Below are 18,201 nucleotides of genomic sequence, written 5' to 3'. Positions count from 1 at the left end.
TGGCAGGTTGCCATGTGAAAGTAGGTCATCGCCAAGCACCAAACTCGAAAGCCCGCCGAATGACGCGGGCTTTTTTTGCACCTCGAATATGAATTGAAGTAAATAGCAACCAGTTATTCTTTATTCATCTAGAACTCGTCAACTTTCAGTATTTTAATTACGGAATACGCGGGTTGCTCATAAGGGTGGTTATCTAACAGCGCTTGGAGAGCCTTTCGAATATTCTCTTCTAAGCAGATCATTTCAACTTTATATTCGGGAACGCTTTCTATTTCATTTATTTTTCCAATATAAGGCTGACTGTCGCGTAACGGCCTATATTGTCCATGTCCTAACGTTTGCCAAGCGCAATGATCATAGTCTTGGTATTTTCCTGCTCCCGCAGCAAACAGTGCATTTTTTACTTGCTCAAGATGGCTACCAGGCACATAAAAACAAAGCTGATACATTGTGGTAAGTATTAATTTGACCCAGCAAGGAAAAACATTCCCCAGATTACAACAATTAGGGTTATTTCCTCCAGCATATTAATCGCGGTTTGCCTATGTCGTCGAATTTGCATGGCTAGTTGATTCAATTTTTGATCGCGCATGTGAACGGAATAACGCATTATGACGGTCTCCTAAGGTTGGGTATAACTACGCATTTGTCCAACTAATACCCCTTGAATTTCGATTTGCTCAGGCTTGTAGCGCATGGCTTGCATTTGAGAGTTGGCCGGTATCAATAGTGTTTCGTGTGGATATTGTTCAATGTATTTCAAGGTGGCTTCAGCTTTATCGATCAATGCCACGATGATTTCCCCGTTACGAGCGTAGCTCCGTTGTTCGATGATGACCCAGTCGCCGTCGAATATGCCTTCTTCTATCATCGAATTACCTTTAACTTTCAGCACATAACAGGTTTTTTCGGTTCGGATTTGCTCAGGAATTTTCATGTATGAAATGTTTTCCAGCGCCTCAATCGGCTGGCCAGCGGCAATGACGCCGACCAATGGCAAAGCACTTGCGTCCTCGTCGGGTTGCGCGAATGACTTGCCGTAACTCGTTAAACGAATGCCGCGTTGTTTTCGCTCCGGAGCTTCGACTAGCTTTGCTTCTATCAAGGCTTTGATCTGCCCGTGTAAGGAACCTCTTGACTTTAGGCTCATTGCTGTACATAGCGCTTCTAAAGTCAGAGGTTGTGGCAGCTTGTTCTGGTTTTCTAAAAGGAAAGAGAAAATTTCCTGTTGTTTACGAGTAAGGTTCATTTATGCGTTCTAATTTTGTTTTGTTTTATTAAGTATATTTCAAAACAAATAAAGAACAAGTGTTTTTTATTTCGCTTTACGGTCGGCTGTATGCGGGAAATAACATAGTTTTGATTTGATGTTGTTTAGTAGCAACGTGTCTTAGAGCCGCCCAGCATAAATGATAGAAAGGTTCACTGTTAAATACAGGGCATTGACGACGATGAAAGTCGTCAAATTTCCCCTAGTTAATGAAAAAGACATATTGTGTAGGGTTAGATGCCATATTCTAAGGCGGTAAATAACATAGTTCAGACGATACGGTCGAACAATCCGAAAATGAATGCGTATAAGTATCCCGATAAATCAATATATTGAGGGCCATGGATTAGAATTTGCTTGTAAAAGACAAGGTTTTGACTATTTTTACCACAAGTGTTGCGTTTAACATACGTTAACGGTAAATGTCTTACTTGATTAACGCTTATTCATGTTCAAACTGATTGGACTATTCCCATTGGCGCTGTTATTTTTTAAGCCCCGAGAAAAGGACATATGAAAACTTCAAAGATCCCCTTTTACATTCCGAGGAAACCTACGGCGCGTTCTGTTGGTTTACAGATAAAGTGTGCAAAATTAATCGGATTGCTGCCACTGTGTATGGCCACTTCAGTCGTTGCGGCCGAAAATGAAGAAGTTCAGATAGGCGACGATTCTGTCGTGTTGGATAAAATTATCGTCACAGATAAATTCTCTAGAAAGGACTTGACGACATCGGAAATGGAGGCCGATATTCTGAAAAGTAAACGCGCGGCAATCAGCGATACCGCGAAATTGCTGGAAGATACCGCGGGTGTCAGCTTATACCAAGGTGGTGGAGTATCGAATCTTCCGGTTATTCATGGCTTGAATGATGATAGGGTTAAAATCACGGTTAACGGCATGACTATCTCTTCCGCTTGCGCAAACCACATGAATCCGCCTTTGTCGTATATCGACCGTAGTAATATTGGTAAGATCATCATTTTAACCGGCATTTCCCCAGTCAGCTTGGGGGGGGATAGCTTAGGTGGTACGGTTAAGGTTGAGACACCTGAGCCCGTGTTCGCCGAGCCGGGTAAAGATATATTGCTAGACGGCAGCGTCTCTGCTTTTTATCGGAGTAACGGTGATGCGTACGGAGGAAGCATCGCCGCTGGAATTGCAAATCAAAACGTTAGATTGGAATATGCCGGTTCGAGTACCAAGAGTATGGATTACGACGACGGAACCGGGAATATTGTTAACTCTACGCAATATGAAAATCAAAACCAATCAGCGGCGTTATCATTTAAATTCGACAATCAATTGCTGGTGTTTCGCGGTGGGATGCAGCACATACCTTATCAAGGCTTCCCGAACCAGCGAATGGATATGACGAATAACGACAGTCTTTTCGGCAACATCACGCATAAAGGTTTGTTTGACTGGGGTACTCTCGAAAGCAAATTCTATTATGAACATACTATCCATAATATGGATATCGCCGGCGACAAGCAGAACCGGTTTGCTAATAAAGTTAATGGCGAGTATGTAGGAACCTTTGCGCCGCCCAATAATATTATGCCGATGAATACAAACGGTATTAACTTGGGTTACAAAATTCAAGGTGAGATTCCATACAGTGAGCGCGATACGTTCCGAGTCGGTACCGACTTTCACGCACAGATGCTTAATGATTATTGGTCGCCTGTTCATGGTGATACATCAGCGACTATCAATTTGGGACCTAATCAACCTCAACCGAATAGTGCATATTGGATGATGGCGCCGGACACTTATTACAACATTAACGACGGTCAGCGCAATCGAGTTGGTTTTTTCGGCGAATGGGAAGCCAATTGGGATGAACATTGGCGAAGCATGCTCGGATTCCGTTATGACCGGGTGATGATGGATACAGGCGATGTGCAACCATATAACCCAAATCTATTAGGTACAAGCAATGTTATGGGGTCGCCGATCTACAACGCCGCTGGCGCCAGAACCGATTTGGCGGCTGCAAATGCCTTCAATGCGCAAGACCATGAGCGTAATTTCAATCTTTTCGATTTCACCGCGTTAGTGCAATATACGCCTAATGATATGAGCCAATACGAATTAGGGTTTGCGCGCAAGAATCGCGCCCCGAATTTGTATGAGCTCTACACTTGGGGACAACGCGCGATGGATATGGGCATGATAGGTTGGTTCGGCGATGGAAATGGCTATGTAGGTAATCTGAATTTGACTGAGGAAACAGCAAATACGGTGAGTCTCACCACAGCATTTCATGAGCCGACGGATAATCTTTGGGAGGTGTCTGCGACCCCATATTTCACGTATGTGGAAAATTATATCGATGTTGATCGCTGCCAGAGTTCGATTCCTGGATCGGCCTGTAATTCACCAACCCAGTCGGGTTCGAACAACTTTGTCTACCTGCAATTCGCCAACCACGATGCTTGGTTGACGGGAGTTGATGTTTCCGGTCGCGCACAATTGTATAAACACAAAACGTTCGGTGAATTCGCTACTCATACGATTATGAGCTATGTGCGCGGTCAGCGTACGGATGGGGTCGATTTGTATCACATGATGCCGTTCAACATGAAGTTGAGTTTGGATCATCGCTTGCAAGATTGGCAAAGCTCGCTTGAAATGCAGTTTGTAGACGGCAAGAGTGACGTTCAATCAGTTCGTAACGAAACGACAACGTCTTCCTATATCTTGCTGAATGCCAGAACAGGTTACGAGTGGGGACATGTGCGGTTTGACTTGGGTTTGGAAAATATGTTGGATAAACAATACTATTATCCATTGGGAGGCGCATACTTAGGCGACCGGTTCGGCATGAACCCAACCGGTCCCGCCGCATTTACGCCGCCTTGGGGCAGAAACGTTCCGGGGATGGGGCGGTCGATGTATGTCGGTGTTACGATCAAATACTAATCTCTAGCCGGATGTCTTGCGGTTTCTTCCGCGCCGATTTTTAATAATCGGCGCGGAAAGCTTAATCTCATAGCGAAAACATTTCGGGATACGTGGATCTGCTGATTTATACGAAAACAGGTCGTGGCCCTGATCAGAAAATATGATCGCGTATCGCCGCTTCTGTTTCCGTAAGCAAATCTTTATCGAATGAGCTACTGACTAAATTTGTCACCTGGTCATTCAAGGCATGACGCAACGCACCTAAAAATGCCGGCGGTGCGACTAAAATCAGCTGATCGTAGTCATGATTGACCCGACCATGTTCCAGCCTATCGGCGATTTGTTTGGCGAAGACGTCCGCGTCGTGGTGTTTGAGGTCGGTAGGCGCTTCAAACGCATGACCACCTTCACCATGACCACCTGCTAGTCCGCCTTGTTTATCGCTAACTTCATCCTGATCGCGCAGTCTACCTTCGGCATGTACCATGCCTTCTTGTTCTTGCATTGCTTCGTGTTTGCTTACAAACGTGAAGAACCTCGCTCTGCTGCTATCCGCTACTACAACCCATGTATCAGCCATAAAGCCCCCTTAATTTAATAATTATAATGATTGCGATCTCGCCGGATACCCGACTTTAAAACTTAAGAGCGTAAGGAATTGTATGTCTTTTTATCAGGTGCCGCCATTGATGTATTGTTATGACTTAGGCTGCGATTCCATTGTGTCTCAGTAATGCGTCGATATTCGGTTCTCTGCCTCGGAAATTCTTAAACAGCGTCATCGCGTCGGCGCTGCCGCCCTGTTCCAAAATGTTATGTAAAAATGATTCGCCGGTTGCACGATCGAAAATCCCTTTTTCCTCGAACAAAGAGAAGGCGTCGGCCGATAAGACTTCCGCCCATTTGTAGCTGTAATAACCAGCGGCGTAGCCGCCGGCAAATATATGAGAAAAGCTGTGAGCAAATCGGTTGAAGTCGGGTACTTTGACGACGGCAACTTGTTCACGCACTTGTTGTAAAGTCGGGTAAATGCGTCCGCCACGCTCTGGGTCGTAATTTTGATGAATTTTGAAGTCGAACAGACTGAATTCGAGTTGGCGTACCATTAACATACCGGCCTGGAAGTTTTTCGCGGCCAGCATTTTCTCGAATAATGCGTCGGGTAGAGCCTCGCCGGTTTGGTAGTGGCCGGAGACAAGACTCAGTGCTTCTTTTTCCCAGCACCAGTTTTCCATGAACTGACTGGGTAACTCGACCGCATCCCATTCGACTCCGTTAATGCCGGAAACGCCGAGATAGTCTATTTGCGTAAGCATATGATGTAAGCCGTGGCCAAATTCGTGAAATAAGGTCTGGACTTCGTCGTGAGTAAGCAATGCTGGGTCATTACCGGCTGGAGGAGTGAAATTACAGGTTAAATAAGCGACGGGTGTTTGTAAACCCGCGCTTGGCGGCACGGGTTCCGTACCCGTTGCCGCACTTCCACCATCCCTGACGGTCGTTTTCTTACGGCACACGCAATCGTCCATCCAGGCACCGCCGCGTTTCTTGCCGCGCGCATACAAGTCGAGATAGAAGCGTCCTCGCAATTGGCCGCTTATATCCGATATCCGGTAAAAACGTACGTCCGGATGCCAGCTATCGAATTCGCTGATTTCACTGATTTGCAGACCGTAGAGTTTTTCGACGATGGCAAATAAGCCCGGAATCACGCGAGTAACCGGAAAATAAGCTTTTACTTCTTCTTGCGATAGTTGGTAAAAATGCTGACGCATTTTTTCCGAGTAATAGCCTATATCCCAGGCCTGCAAGTCATGCAGGCCGTATTCTTTTGCGGCGAATTCTTGCAATTCGACCAGATCTTGACGGGCCTGATGCCAGGATTTGTCAGCCAAGTCTTCCAGAAATTTCACTACCTCGTCGGTAGATTCGGCCATTTTGGTCGCCAGAGAGAATTCGGCGTAATTGTTGAAGCCGAGTAATTGGGCCTTTTCGTGACGCAGCGCCAGGATTTGTTCCATGATGTGGGTGTTATCCCAACGGCCTGCATGCGGACCTTGATCCGACGCGCGGGTGGAATAGGCTTCGTAATGTTCGCGGCGCAATTCGCGATTATCGGCATAGGTCATAATCGCCAAATATGACGGAAACTGCAGGTTGATTAACCAGCCTTCTTTATTTTCGGCTTCCGCCGCTTGTTTGGCTTGGGCCAATGCGGATTCCGGCAAGCCGGCCAAGTCGTCGATATGGATGATTTGCTTGTGCCAGGCATTGGTGGCATCGAGCAGGTTTTCTTCAAATTCACTCGATAGCTTGGATAGCTGTTGGCTGATTTCCTTGAAGCGGGTTTGCTTTTCCGCGGGGAGGTCGACACCGGATAAATGAAAGTCGCGTAAGGCATTCTCGATAATTTTTTGTTGGGCACGATCGAACTTTTCGAATTCGGCGCTATCACGGATTTCGCGGTAGGCTTCGTACAAGGCCCGATTTTGGCCGGTTTCGGTGGCATATTCGCTGAGCTTGCCCAAACAAGCGTTGTAGGCATCGCGCATTGCATCGCTATTGACTACGGAATTCATATGGCTGACCGGCGACCAAGCTTTATTGAGTCGATCTTCCGCTTCCTCAATGGGTTCAATCAGATTCTGCCAGGTATAGGGACCGCCATGCTGTAATTGTGTATTGATGACTGCTCGCGCATCGGCCAGTAGCCTGTCGATCGCGGGCTCGACGTGTTCAGGCTGAATTTTGGAAAATTGCGGTAACTCAGCGTTTTCAAGTAAAGGGTTAGTCATGGAGCTAGGCGTTATAGTCAAGTAAGATTTCAGGAGAATAAATGCATTATTGAGTCTACGCGATTCTGGGCTTTGTGGAGCATAGAGAGTGAAAAATCGGGATCGAGTTTGCTCTCGTTGACTTTAGAGTAAGCTGGAATCGAGTTAATGTATGGAAGGTCTTTGGCTTTGTGCGTGCCGAAATAGCGATGCAATTTGGCAAGAATTACAATGTCAGTAATATCGAGCGCATCGCCGCTATCGTATAGCCAGTTTTCCGACTGCTGAGGGATGTTGGTCAGTTCTTTGGAAAAGCCTAGAGTATGTAATACCAGGGCGCCGACCGGGCCACGAAAATACGGTAATGAAGCTTCCAGTTCGGTCAGATTTGGATAATGTTCGGGAAATCGTTCGGCGAAGTGGAGCAACGGTATTGCGCCAATGTCGCAGATTAAGCCGGCCAGCAAAGCGTCTTCCGGATTAATCCCGCTGCATTCTTCCGCTAACACAAAACATAGGCTGGAGACGTATAGGCTGGATTTCCATAATTTTTGCATGCCATTCATCAGTTCGCGGTCTTTGGATTGAAACAGTTGTTTTAAACTGATACTCAATATCAGATTCCGGACGCCGGTCAGTCCGATGCGATTGACTGCGTCATGGCAATTGTTTACCGGATTGACAGATGCATACAAAGGGCTATTGGCGGCCTGAATGAGCTTTGCTACTATCGGAGGGTCGATTTGAATAATTTTTACGGCATCGTTAATGCCGATGTTTTGTCGCATGGCCTGCTGAAGTTTAATCGCAACATTAGGCAGTGAAGGCAAGCGTAGTTTATTTTCTCGGCAAGCCTTAGCAAAGCTATCGAAAAACTGCTTGTTGCTGATTTCTTCCGGTAACTGTATATCTAACAGTTCGACGCACGATAAACTTTCTTGCGGTTGAAGCGCCCAAAGTTGGTTAAGTTCGGCGGTGACCTTTAAAATGGTGACGTCAGTCGATGCCGTGGCCGTAGCGCCGAAACGTTTACCGCTATTTAACGGGAGCGCCGCTAGCGGCGTTTCCGCCTCGACCTCGTAACGATTGTCACTGTACGGCTGCATTTCAAGCTTGCCTTCGAGTATGTAATATATGCCGTCCGTTGGCTCGTCACGGACAAAAATGATAGCGTCTTTATGGTATAGCGACGTAGTATGCGACAGAGTTTTAAGAGACTGATTATCGAGATCGCGTAAGGGCGCGAACTTTTTAAGTTGTTCGGCATTTAGGTTTTGTTGGCATTCGACTAATGGCGGGGTGGTATGCGGTGCGTCGGTTCGAGCTGATCGATTGCGCCGGTCAAGCGCCTTCGGAATGTGTCGTTTGGTGGTAGTTGCCGTTGAGTGAAATATGTTTTTGAACAGACTCATCACTACATCCGGAGAAAATTGACTGCTTCATTAATTTTATGCTTGGCATCTTGTAATGCCTGCAAGGACATATCCGGAGTGAGCGTATTGATACCCAGTTTTAGGAAAGCGGGTAACGTGTGCAATGGCGGCAATTTTTGATTGTGAGAGTTGCCGATTTGAGCGTGAAAACGTGCGAGCAAAACAATGTCGCACGTCTGCAATGTCGAATCTTCGTCGTGATACCAGTAGCTGGCTTGACTGGGGATTTGCTGTAGATGTTTCGGGAAATGCCAGTTTTTTAGAATAAATGCGCCTACTAAGTTTTTGCTGGTGGCGATGGTTTGGACCAGTTCTTGTTCAGTGTATTCAGATGCTTTAAGCTTTTCGGCATAGGTGATAATTGGTAGGGCGCCTATGTTATACGTTAGCCCCGCTAGGAGTGCTTCATCCGGATTGATGGTATGTGTCAAGCCGGCCAATGTATAACTGAGACTGGCAATGTTTATGCTTTGTTTCCAAATCTGCTGTAGTTTGCGGTTTAACAGTTTATTATCGGTACGAAACAAGTTATGCAAACTGATACTGGTGACTATATTTTGCGTGCCTCTAAATCCTAAGCGGTTAATGGCATCATGGGTGTTGGAAATCGTATTGATGGAACGGTAGAGAGGACTATTAGCAACTTGGATCAATTTAGATGCAATTGCGGGATCCATATTGATGATTTTCGTGGCATCAGTAATATTGGTAACTTCCTGTTGCAAAGCTCTTCTTAGTCTAATGGCAACGTCAGGTAAGCTGGGTACTTGTATCTCGTCACGCTGAAAGGCTGTACAAAAACCATTGAAAAATTTGCTATTGGCCAGTTCGCTTGGAATGTCCGCTGAATTGATTAAGGGGTTATTGATGAACGGGGATTTTCGGCAGTGTTGTAAGATCGATAGCGGTAAATACAAAATTTTTGTATTTGATTTTGCAATCGCGCTGAAATGATGTTCAGTATGATTGGACAGCGGACAATAGGCCTGAAACGTTCCATCATCAACGGTGTAACCATTGCCATCAGCAGCTTCAAGAAAAATATTGCCGGAATATAAATAAACCAGCGATTCCGCATGTTCGCGGCGACTAAAGATAATTTGACCTGGAGTAAAGCTGCGAATAGTGCTTTTTATGCCTTCGAGTTCATTGACCGGCAGTTCGCCAATGGGAATCAGTTTTTGTAAGAATTCTATTGGCGGGGTTTGCTCTTCGATAAATCGTTCATCACTGGCAGTGGCAGAGGTTTTTACGGACGGTTTCAAGAATTTCCAGAACATAGGCTTAGCGTAAGAATATGGTTAGCGCCTCATGAATCTTGGATTTCGCGTCATGGAGAATGGCCAATGTGTTCTCCGGTGACAGAGCCATACCTTTTAGTTTGCTGGCGGCTGGAATCGTGGCGATTGGCGGTAGGTCTCCATTGGGATATTTTCCGATTAACCCATGCAGCCGTGATAGCACCACGATATCGGTTAGTGACAACTCTATGCTATTGTTTTGATACCAGTTTTTGGAATTTAAAGCGACATCGATAAACTCATCTGCAAATTGCCACTCGGTCAGCACGGTTGCGCCAATCACGCCCGTTACGACGGGCAGTGCCTCCGTGATTTCTTTCTCGTTGATGAATTCCTTAGGTAGGTTCGCGATAAAGCTAAGAAAAGGTATCTCGCCGATATCGCAGACCAAGCCGGCCAATAAAGCCTCTTCCGGATTGGCTTGTTTACTGGTCGAGGCAAGCACGTGGCATAAAGCTGATAGATAAAGACTTTGTTTCCAAAGTCTTTCAAGGCGATCTTTAATCAGAGGCGATTTGCTTTTAAAGATTTGTTTAAGGCTGAGGGCGACTACCAAATTGCGAGTCGCGTTGAGTCCGATACGCGTGACGGCTTGCTGGCAATTTTTCGCAGGTACTAGGGTTAGATATAATGGGCAATTGGCGACTTCGATCAATTTTGCAGAAATAACGGGATCAAGCTGAATTATGTTGACAGCTTCCTCGATGTTGACGTCATGCTGAATCGCTTTGCGTAATTTAACGGCGACCTCAGGTAAAGATGGAGTATCCAACTCGTGATGTTGGAAATGATCGGAAAATAATGCCAATAATTGATTGTTACGTAGTTTTTCGGGAATTTCTATGACCTTATGCTGTAATCGGTTGCCGGTAGTCATGATTTTTAGCGATACCCGAAGTATGCCGAGCTCGGTTTGCGCCACGGCCGTGGTTGTGTGTTTTAAACCACTACATATGGGAAATTTTGCTTGGGCACTTCCGGACTCGATTACATAGCTTCTTCCATTTTGGTCGGTAAATTTTATGCTGCCACTAATGAGATAAATGGCGGAATCGGCGGTATCGTCGATGTTGAATAACGTCGTGCCGGCAGCGACGAGTTCGACGCGATTCTCCATCGCAAAACTTTGCCGGATTTCTTCGCTGAAATTTCTAATAGGGAAAAGCTGTCCGAGAATTTCCGGCAAAACTTTCTCGCCCAAACGGGATTCGGTCGAGGACGGCTTTTGTTTGTCGAAAAAAGATTTTATGGAAGCCATATCATTCCTGATCGTTTCGCATTGAGTCCCAGCGTTGGTATGGTGATTGTCTCTGTCTACATAGTGTAGGTCAAATTTCAAGTAAACATGTAGGACCAATCACGTTCGCTATTCAGCAAATCAATCACTGCAACCGTTTCCGGACGAATACCTCGCCATAAATAAAAGGCTTCTGCGGCTTGTTCGACTAACATGCCCAAACCATCAATGCTTATTTTGGCGTGTTGAGCAATTCCCCAGCGCACAAATGCTGTAGGCTGATTGCCGTAAGCTAGATCATAACAGCAACCATTTTCCGACAACAAGTTTTCGGGTAGTGGCGGCAACTGGTCTGTAAGACTTGCTGATGTTGCATTAATAATCAAGTCAAACTGTTGCCGGTCTAAGTCGGAATAATCGCTACTGCTTAAGTCGCCTTTCTGACCGAACTCCTTAACAATAGTTTCAGCTTTTACTAGGGTCCGGTTGGCGATAGTAACCTGTTTAGGGTAATGCTCCAGCATAGGTGTCAAGATACCCCTCGTGGCTCCGCCGGCGCCGAGAATCAGGATTCGGCGATTAGATAATTCGATGCCGTGGTTGACGGTTAAATCCGTGACTAGACCAATGCCGTCGGTATTGTCGCCAAAGACGCGGCCATCCTCCTGCAGGACTAGCGTGTTGACCGCTTTGCTGAGGTTGGCGCGCTCACTCAAAATATCGGCATACTGCCAGGCTAGCTGTTTTAGCGGCACTGTACAGTTTAAGCCTTTGCCTCCGCTACGAAAAAAAGCGTCGGCGCTTATGCAGAACCCTTCTGCCGGGACATCTTGAGCGTGGTATTGAAGCTTTTGAGATGTTTGTTCGGCAAACAGGCTATGGATGCGTGGCGACTTGCTATGTTGGATTGGGTGGCCAAAAACAGCGTAGGTATCAATCATTGTGAAAGGCCGATTGTTTTCGAATCCAGATATTCCAGAAAAAAGTGCCGGTCACAACGATAAAACCGAGGCCTATACAGGTCCAGATAAATTGTTCGATATAGGCAACTATAATGGCGCAACCGGCAAGATAAAAACCCAATACGCTAAACTGCCAACCTATACGATATCCATCGAGCATGGTAGATAAAGCCAGAATTAGAAGAATAACCAAGCTTGCCGAGATCTCAGTAAGCTGTCCTGACTTATTCAGCAGAAATGCCGCGCCGACGATGACTAGAGTATGCAGCCAATGGATCATCTGCTGTTTGGCGATTTCTCCGAAATCGATTTCGTTAGTTCTTGCTTGTAGCCATGAAACAAAAATGGATAATACGGCGAATACGAATACCATCAATAGCCAGAAGCCATAGCCGTCATGGGGTGAAAAATCGGTAATCACTATGCCGGATAACGATAGCACGACTAAAATAACAAAAACGGCTTCTTCCAGGCCGAAATGGCGTTGCGGAGCTAAGAGTTCGTCAATAGGAGTGTTGTCTTGCATGTCTGTTCGTCTTTAACAAGTTATGATTGTTTTAGCCATAGGGCGGCTGATTTTGCGAAGTAAGTTAAGATGGCGTCGCAGCCTGCACGCTTAAACGCCAGCAGCGATTCCAAAACGACTTGTTTTTCGTCTAGCCAGCCGTTTTGGGAAGCGGCTTTAAGCATGGCGTATTCGCCGCTCACTTGATAGACAAAAGTCGGCATGCCAAATGTGTCTTTAGCGAGGCGAATGATGTCTAAATAAGGCATGCCGGGTTTAATCATGATAATGTCGGCACCTTCATGTATATCCAAGGCGATTTCTCGTAACGCTTCGTCGGAGTTGGCCGGATCCATTTGGTAGCTATATTTGTTACCTCCGGCTAAATTTCCGGCTGAACCGACAGCGTCGCGGAATGGCCCGTAAAAGCTGGAGGCGTATTTTGCGGAATAGGCCAAGATACGTGTGTTGATATAACCGCCCTGTTCCAAAGCCTGTCTTATGGCTCCGATACGGCCATCCATCATATCGGATGGCGCTACAATATCGGCGCCCGCTTCTGCGTGAGATAAAGCCTGTTTGCAGAGCACCTCCACGGTTTCGTCGTTAATAACGTAACCTTGCTCGTTGATTAGGCCGTCCTGGCCATGCGAGGTAAACGGGTCCAAGGCTACGTCGGTGATGACGCCTAATTCAGGAAGTTCGGACTTTAGTGCCCTGACTGTGCGTTGCGCTAATCCTTCCGGGTTAAAAGCTTCGCTGGCTTCCAACGATTTTTGATTCGAGTCGATGACCGGAAACAATGCGATAGCCGGAATCCCAAGGTTAAGCAAGGTTTCCGCTTCTTTAAGTAACAGATCAATGGATAATCGGTTCACGCCGGGCATAGATGCCACGCTTTGTTGCTGATTGCTGCCTTCTATAACAAACAGCGGACAGATCAAATCATTCGTAGATAATTGGTTTTCTCTCATTAGACGGCGGGAAAAGGCCTGATAACGCATTCTGCGCATCCGAATGGATGGGAAAAACTCATTAGTGTGTGACATCTTTTCCATAGTAAAATAATCGCTGTATGCCGGTTAAATATCTTAAGTCAATCTTTCGGGGTTGGTGGAAATCACGAATAGTTATTGTAACAGTGTATCGGGATGCAACGTTTGTAATTGCAACGATACGTTTACGAGGTGGTCATAGTTATTATGAAACAACATATAAAAGTAGTATTAATTTTGCTGTTTGGTTTTATTGTCAATGTGGGGGTGATAACGGATGTTGTTGCCGCGGATTTAATAGAGCCGCAACAGGTGATTGAAGATGCTTCTATTCAGCTGAAAGCACGCATGCAAGATCCTGGTTTTACAAAAGACTTTAAAAAGATTACAGAATTCGTACATTCTGTGCTTTATCCGCGTGCCGATTTCGACTTGATTTCTGCGTTGGTGTTGGGCAAGCTTTGGAAAAGCGCGACGCCGGCGGAGAAAGAGGCTTTTAAAAAAGAGTTTCAGACGCTGCTAATAAGGACATATTCCAGGGCGTTTGTCGAATTCAAAGAATGGTCAATTCGATTTTTGCCGATTAATTCGGACGGCGATCAGCGTAAGGTCATGGTCAAAACTGAAGTTTTGCAACCGGGTTTGCAACCGATAGCAGTGAACTACCGTATGCTGTTCTCCAATGGCGAGTGGAAGGTTTACGATATTTTAATTGAAGGCGTGAGCTTAGTGACCAACTATCGCACCAGCTTCAAAAATGAAGTTGAACGTACAGGTTCGTTGCAAGAAGTGATCAATCAATTAGCGAAACGCAATAGCGAAGCCCTATCCGACCGCGAGCATTCATAAACTTTCTTTTGCTCCCCGGACTAGCCTATATCCGGGGGGCGTCATCCGTATGCAGTTTGACAAAGACTTACTTTATTCGAATCCGCTTGGCGAGATTCCCGCGTTTAAATTCGACGAGTCAGTTGTAAATGTCTTTCCGGACATGATCCAGAGATCGGTGCCAGGTTATGCCACCATTATTTCAGCAATAGGGTTTCTAGCTGGCCGGTTTGGTCAAGAAAATAGCGTTTGTTACGATCTAGGTTGCTCTTTGGGAGCGGTGGCATTGGCGATGAGGCGACAAATTTCCGCGGATAATTGCCGGATAGTCGCTATCGACAACTCCGAGGCCATGGTGAGTCGCTTCCAAAAAAAACTGGAAGTCGATGCCGGCAAGCCACCAATCGAAGTCCTATGCGCCGATATCAGGCAAGTTGCCATTGAGCGGGCTTCCGTGGTGGTGTTGAATTTTACTTTACAGTTTATTCCGGTAGCGGACAGGGAGTCTTTGTTGGCGAAAATTTATCAGGGGATGTTGCCGGGCGGAGTGCTAATTTTATCGGAAAAGCTAAGCTTTGACCGCCAGAGCCAACAGGTCTTACAGACTGACATGCATCAACATTTTAAAAAGATGCAAGGCTATAGCGACTTGGAGATTAGTCAAAAAAGAACCGCGTTAGAAAACGTTTTACGACCGGAACCATTTGCCGTTCACCAAAAACGGTTGATGGAAGCGGGGTTCGATAGTGCAGAAATTTGGTTTCAGTATTTTAATTTTGCATCGATGCTTGCGCTGAAATGATCGACTGTTATCAGCGGCTCTTTGTAGAGTTGGATCAATTAGGCCTTACCGCGTGGTCGAGACAACTTGCCGAGCAAGTTAATAATGCGTTTTCTGAGCAGTCGCATGGCGACCTCGCATGCTGGCAAAAGGCGGTTGATGATTTGCCTAGCATAACGCCAAGCCGGATAGAATTGGTAGAGTCGGTCAGTATTGGTGTGGCAACCGATTTGCGGAATGAGTTTCGCCAGCAATTAATAAACAATTTAAAAAAACTGCATCCCTGGCGTAAGGGGCCGTTTCATCTGTTCGGCTTACACATTGATACGGAGTGGCGATCCGATTGGAAATGGGATCGTCTTAGAGCTCAAATTGCGCCGTTGCATAAACGTCTGGTTTTGGATGTGGGATGCGGGAATGGCTACCACTGCTGGCGCATGTTAGGGGCTGGCGCGAGGATGGTGGTTGGTGTCGATCCCACTTTGCTGAACGTGCTGCAATATCAATCAGTGCGTAAATTACATGGAGGGGATGCGCCGGTTTTTGTTTTACCGCTAGGCAGCGAGCAACTCCCATCTGATATGAAGCTGTTTGACACGGTGTTTTCGATGGGGGTTTTGTATCACCGCCGCTCTCCGATAGACCATTTAATGGATTTGAAAGGATGTTTGCGGCCCGGCGGAGAGCTGGTGTTGGAGACCCTAGTTGTGGACGGCGATATGAACACGGTACTGTTACCGGAGCGTCGCTATGCGCAAATGCGCAATGTTTGGTTTTTGCCGAGTTGTGAAGCGTTAATGCTTTGGCTGCGGCGATGTGGTTATAAAAACGTTAGACTGTGCGACGTCACAAAAACAACTGTCCTTGAGCAGCGCAGCACTGAATGGATGATGTTTAATTCTTTACGGGATTTTCTAGATCCAGCAGACGACGAGTTGACATGTGAAAGATTGCCCGCTCCTAAAAGGGCGATAGTGATCGCAAATGCCTGAATAGGCCTAATGTAGCTTGCAAAAAGACTATTTCAAACTAAGCTAGCTTTCAGGTTCGGTTGATTCTCTGCGGGGGAAGGGTCTATGGCCTATTTTATCATTCCTAACTTAAGGAGATTTAATATGAAAACAGTGCTTTTGATGTTCGCTTTATGTCCGCTTATGGCGCTTGCCGCACCAGTTAATGTTAATCAAGCCGATGCCGAAACGATTTCCGAGGCGTTGACCGGAATAGGGTCAAAGAAAGCGGAAGCCATTGTAAAATATAGAGAAGAACACGGTCATTTTCAAACGTTAGATGATCTTAAAAAGGTTAACGGAATAGGGGATAAGACGATTCAGCAAAATGAAAAGGATATTCTCTTTTCAGGTGAGTTGGCTCAACCACTTGCCGAAGAAAAGCAGCCTCAGAAATCTGATAAAGCTAGTGCAGATCAGAAGGCCAAATAGTATCCGTTAGGATGGTTTAGAGCGCTGTTTAATTACAGTGCTCTATCATTCTAAAATTCTTATGCGGTTGAGCAAGTCATCGTTAAATCCGCTTTCTATCTTTCATTTTACGAGTACGAATAGATGAACTTTCTTAGTGGCTCAGGCATTGACACACGTCCCATTTCTATCATACAGTTATGTTCGCATCGCGAGTAGGTGATATGCCTAGCAGATTGCGACAGATGGCAAATCATCTATTACTAATAATTAAAAACTTTCGGAGCACATCACATGGCAAGACCATTAATTCAAATGGCGCTGGACTCACTGGATTTCGACCAAACCGTAGCATTGGCTGAACAAGTAGCGCCTTATGTCGACATTTTTGAAATCGGTACTCCTTGCATTAAATACAACGGTATCAACTTGGTTAAAGAACTGAGACAGCGTTTTCCAAATCAACTGTTGTTGGTTGATCTGAAAACCATGGATGCCGGTGAATACGAAGCCGGTGCTTTCTATGCGGCTGGCGCCGACATTTGCACCGTGTTGGGTGTATCCGGTTTGGCTACCATCGGTGGCGTAATCAATGCAGCAAAAAAACACGCGGCCGAAGTGCAAGTTGACCTGATCAACGTGCCGAACAAAGCGGAATGCGCACGCGAATCGGCTAAATTGGGCGCGCAAATCATGGGCGTACATACCGGTTTGGATGCGCAAGCCGCAGGCCAAACACCCTTTGGCGATTTGAACGAAGTCGCTTCTCTGGGATTGGATGTTCGCGTCTCGGTTGCCGGCGGTATCAAGCCCGCCACTATCGATCAAACCGTTAAAGCCGGTGCTAACATTATCGTGGTTGGCGCGGCTATCTACGGTGCTCCTTCTCCTGCCGAAGCAGCTCGTGAAATTCGTGAATTGGTAGAAGCAGCAGCGGTGTAAGTTATGCATCAGTCGTTAATCTTAACTAAAATTACCAGCATCCTGGAAGCAACACCGGAATCACACGACAAAACTTTGGTCGAAATGTTGGACGGTGCCAAGAGAATTTTTATCTCTGGTGCGGGACGTTCAAAGCTTGTCGGTAATTTCTTCGCAATGCGTTTGATGCACGGTGGCTACGATGTCAGCGTAGTTGGTGAAATTGTCACGCCGAGCATTAAAGCCGGCGATTTGCTGATCATTATTTCCGGCTCAGGTGAAACCGAACAGTTAATTGCCTTTACTAAAAAGGCCAAAGAAATCGGAGCTAAAATCGCCTTGATTTCGGCTAAAGATGATTCGACTATCGGTGACATGGCCGATCTGACTTTACAAATCGGTCGAACCGAGCAATACGGAAAAGTCAGAGGGATGCCTATGGGCACCGTGTTTGAATTGTCTACATTGGTTTTCTTGGAAGCGACCATTTCTCATGTAATTCATGAAAAAGGGATCGAAGAAGAGGTAATGAGATCAAGACACGCTAACTTAGAGTAATAGCGTGAAGACCTGCAACTTTTGAAGTTGCAGGTCTTTTGCATTTTTTGATGCCAAGGCGTTACCGATGCCAGCAATCTAATCGAAGAATATGGTTTTGGTTATCCTTGCAATTCACCGAGCCTCAGCCAATACGATGTTTTAAACATAGACGTCGAATCTAAGAATATAAATAAAAGGAGACACACATGCCTTCGCGCCGAGACTTAGCGAACGCCATCCGCGCATTTAGCATGGACGCCGTACAAAAAGCCAACTCAGGGCACCCGGGTGCGCCAATGGGGATGGCGGACATAGCGGAAGTT

18 protein-coding genes are annotated in these 18,201 nt (G+C 46.1%); 8 read left to right on the top strand and 10 right to left on the bottom strand.

Annotated features, from left to right (window positions below):
* Positions 1 to 128: 128 nt before the first annotated feature.
* Positions 129 to 449, bottom strand: a complete 321-nt coding sequence (locus tag ACW73I_RS21710; RefSeq protein ID WP_458031595.1) for an NGG1p interacting factor NIF3 — start codon at positions 447 to 449, stop codon at positions 129 to 131.
* Positions 450 to 622: 173 nt separating this feature from the next.
* Positions 623 to 1,249: a transcriptional repressor LexA gene (gene lexA / locus ACW73I_RS21705; RefSeq protein ID WP_458031594.1), complete on the bottom strand. Its 627-nt coding sequence runs from the start codon at positions 1,247 to 1,249 to the stop codon at positions 623 to 625.
* A 534-nt stretch (positions 1,250 to 1,783) separates the two neighbouring features.
* Between lexA and ACW73I_RS21700 the strand changes: the two genes are divergently transcribed.
* Positions 1,784 to 4,198, top strand: coding sequence for a TonB-dependent receptor (locus tag ACW73I_RS21700; protein ID WP_458031593.1), 2,415 nt, complete (start codon positions 1,784 to 1,786; stop codon positions 4,196 to 4,198).
* 133 nt (positions 4,199 to 4,331) lie between these two features.
* Here the strand turns inward: ACW73I_RS21700 and ACW73I_RS21695 are convergent, their stop codons facing one another.
* From ACW73I_RS21695 to hemB, 8 genes are all read right to left on the bottom strand, one after another.
* On the bottom strand, positions 4,332 to 4,760 hold the full coding sequence (locus ACW73I_RS21695; protein WP_458031592.1) for a host attachment protein: 429 nt from the start codon (positions 4,758 to 4,760) through the stop codon (positions 4,332 to 4,334).
* A gap of 124 nt (positions 4,761 to 4,884) precedes the next feature.
* A complete protein-coding gene (prlC, locus tag ACW73I_RS21690) occupies positions 4,885 to 6,975 on the bottom strand; it encodes an oligopeptidase A (protein WP_458031591.1) in 2,091 nt (696 codons plus the stop codon).
* Positions 6,976 to 7,004: 29 nt separating this feature from the next.
* On the bottom strand, positions 7,005 to 8,366 hold the full coding sequence (locus ACW73I_RS21685) for an HDOD domain-containing protein (protein ID WP_458031590.1): 1,362 nt from the start codon (positions 8,364 to 8,366) through the stop codon (positions 7,005 to 7,007).
* Between the two features lie 2 nt (positions 8,367 to 8,368).
* The gene (locus ACW73I_RS21680) at positions 8,369 to 9,667 is read right to left on the bottom strand and encodes an HDOD domain-containing protein (protein WP_458031589.1); all 1,299 of its coding nucleotides are present in this window, start codon (positions 9,665 to 9,667) and stop codon (positions 8,369 to 8,371) included.
* A gap of 4 nt (positions 9,668 to 9,671) precedes the next feature.
* A complete protein-coding gene (locus ACW73I_RS21675) occupies positions 9,672 to 10,946 on the bottom strand; it encodes an HDOD domain-containing protein (protein WP_458031588.1) in 1,275 nt (424 codons plus the stop codon).
* 77 nt (positions 10,947 to 11,023) lie between these two features.
* Entirely contained in the window at positions 11,024 to 11,866 is an 843-nt protein-coding gene (aroE, locus tag ACW73I_RS21670; RefSeq protein ID WP_458031587.1) for a shikimate dehydrogenase, read from the bottom strand.
* On the bottom strand, positions 11,859 to 12,413 hold the full coding sequence (locus ACW73I_RS21665) for a hypothetical protein (protein ID WP_458031586.1): 555 nt from the start codon (positions 12,411 to 12,413) through the stop codon (positions 11,859 to 11,861). The genes aroE and ACW73I_RS21665 overlap by 8 nt, the downstream gene beginning before the upstream one ends.
* Positions 12,414 to 12,433: 20 nt before the next feature.
* Positions 12,434 to 13,450 carry a porphobilinogen synthase gene (gene hemB / locus ACW73I_RS21660; protein ID WP_458031585.1) on the bottom strand — a complete coding sequence of 339 codons (1,017 nt, stop codon included), beginning with the start codon at positions 13,448 to 13,450 and terminating at the stop codon, positions 12,434 to 12,436.
* A gap of 144 nt (positions 13,451 to 13,594) precedes the next feature.
* Between hemB and ACW73I_RS21655 the strand changes: the two genes are divergently transcribed.
* From ACW73I_RS21655 to ACW73I_RS21625, 7 genes are all read left to right on the top strand, one after another.
* Complete coding sequence (locus ACW73I_RS21655; protein ID WP_458031584.1) at positions 13,595 to 14,236, top strand: MlaC/ttg2D family ABC transporter substrate-binding protein; 642 nt, start codon at positions 13,595 to 13,597, stop codon at positions 14,234 to 14,236.
* 49 nt (positions 14,237 to 14,285) lie between these two features.
* On the top strand, positions 14,286 to 15,017 hold the full coding sequence (gene cmoA / locus ACW73I_RS21650) for a carboxy-S-adenosyl-L-methionine synthase CmoA (RefSeq protein ID WP_458031583.1): 732 nt from the start codon (positions 14,286 to 14,288) through the stop codon (positions 15,015 to 15,017).
* Positions 15,014 to 15,988 (top strand): tRNA 5-methoxyuridine(34)/uridine 5-oxyacetic acid(34) synthase CmoB, encoded by a 975-nt coding sequence (gene cmoB, locus ACW73I_RS21645; protein ID WP_458031582.1) that lies wholly within the window; start codon positions 15,014 to 15,016, stop codon positions 15,986 to 15,988. The genes cmoA and cmoB overlap by 4 nt, the downstream gene beginning before the upstream one ends.
* A gap of 123 nt (positions 15,989 to 16,111) precedes the next feature.
* Positions 16,112 to 16,438 carry a ComEA family DNA-binding protein gene (locus ACW73I_RS21640; RefSeq protein WP_458031581.1) on the top strand — a complete coding sequence of 109 codons (327 nt, stop codon included), beginning with the start codon at positions 16,112 to 16,114 and terminating at the stop codon, positions 16,436 to 16,438.
* 273 nt (positions 16,439 to 16,711) lie between these two features.
* The gene (gene hxlA / locus ACW73I_RS21635) at positions 16,712 to 17,359 is read left to right on the top strand and encodes a 3-hexulose-6-phosphate synthase (protein WP_458031580.1); all 648 of its coding nucleotides are present in this window, start codon (positions 16,712 to 16,714) and stop codon (positions 17,357 to 17,359) included.
* A 3-nt stretch (positions 17,360 to 17,362) separates the two neighbouring features.
* Positions 17,363 to 17,896 carry a 6-phospho-3-hexuloisomerase gene (gene hxlB / locus ACW73I_RS21630; protein ID WP_458031579.1) on the top strand — a complete coding sequence of 178 codons (534 nt, stop codon included), beginning with the start codon at positions 17,363 to 17,365 and terminating at the stop codon, positions 17,894 to 17,896.
* 188 nt (positions 17,897 to 18,084) lie between these two features.
* Positions 18,085 to 18,201, top strand: a 117-nt coding sequence (locus tag ACW73I_RS21625; RefSeq protein ID WP_458031596.1) for a hypothetical protein, incomplete at its 3' end; no start/stop codon positions are given.

The sequence above is a fragment of the Methylomonas sp. MgM2 genome, from assembly GCF_054172045.1.
The sequence above is the reverse complement of the archived record's forward strand: the minus strand, read 5'-3'. Positions and strand labels throughout refer to the sequence as shown.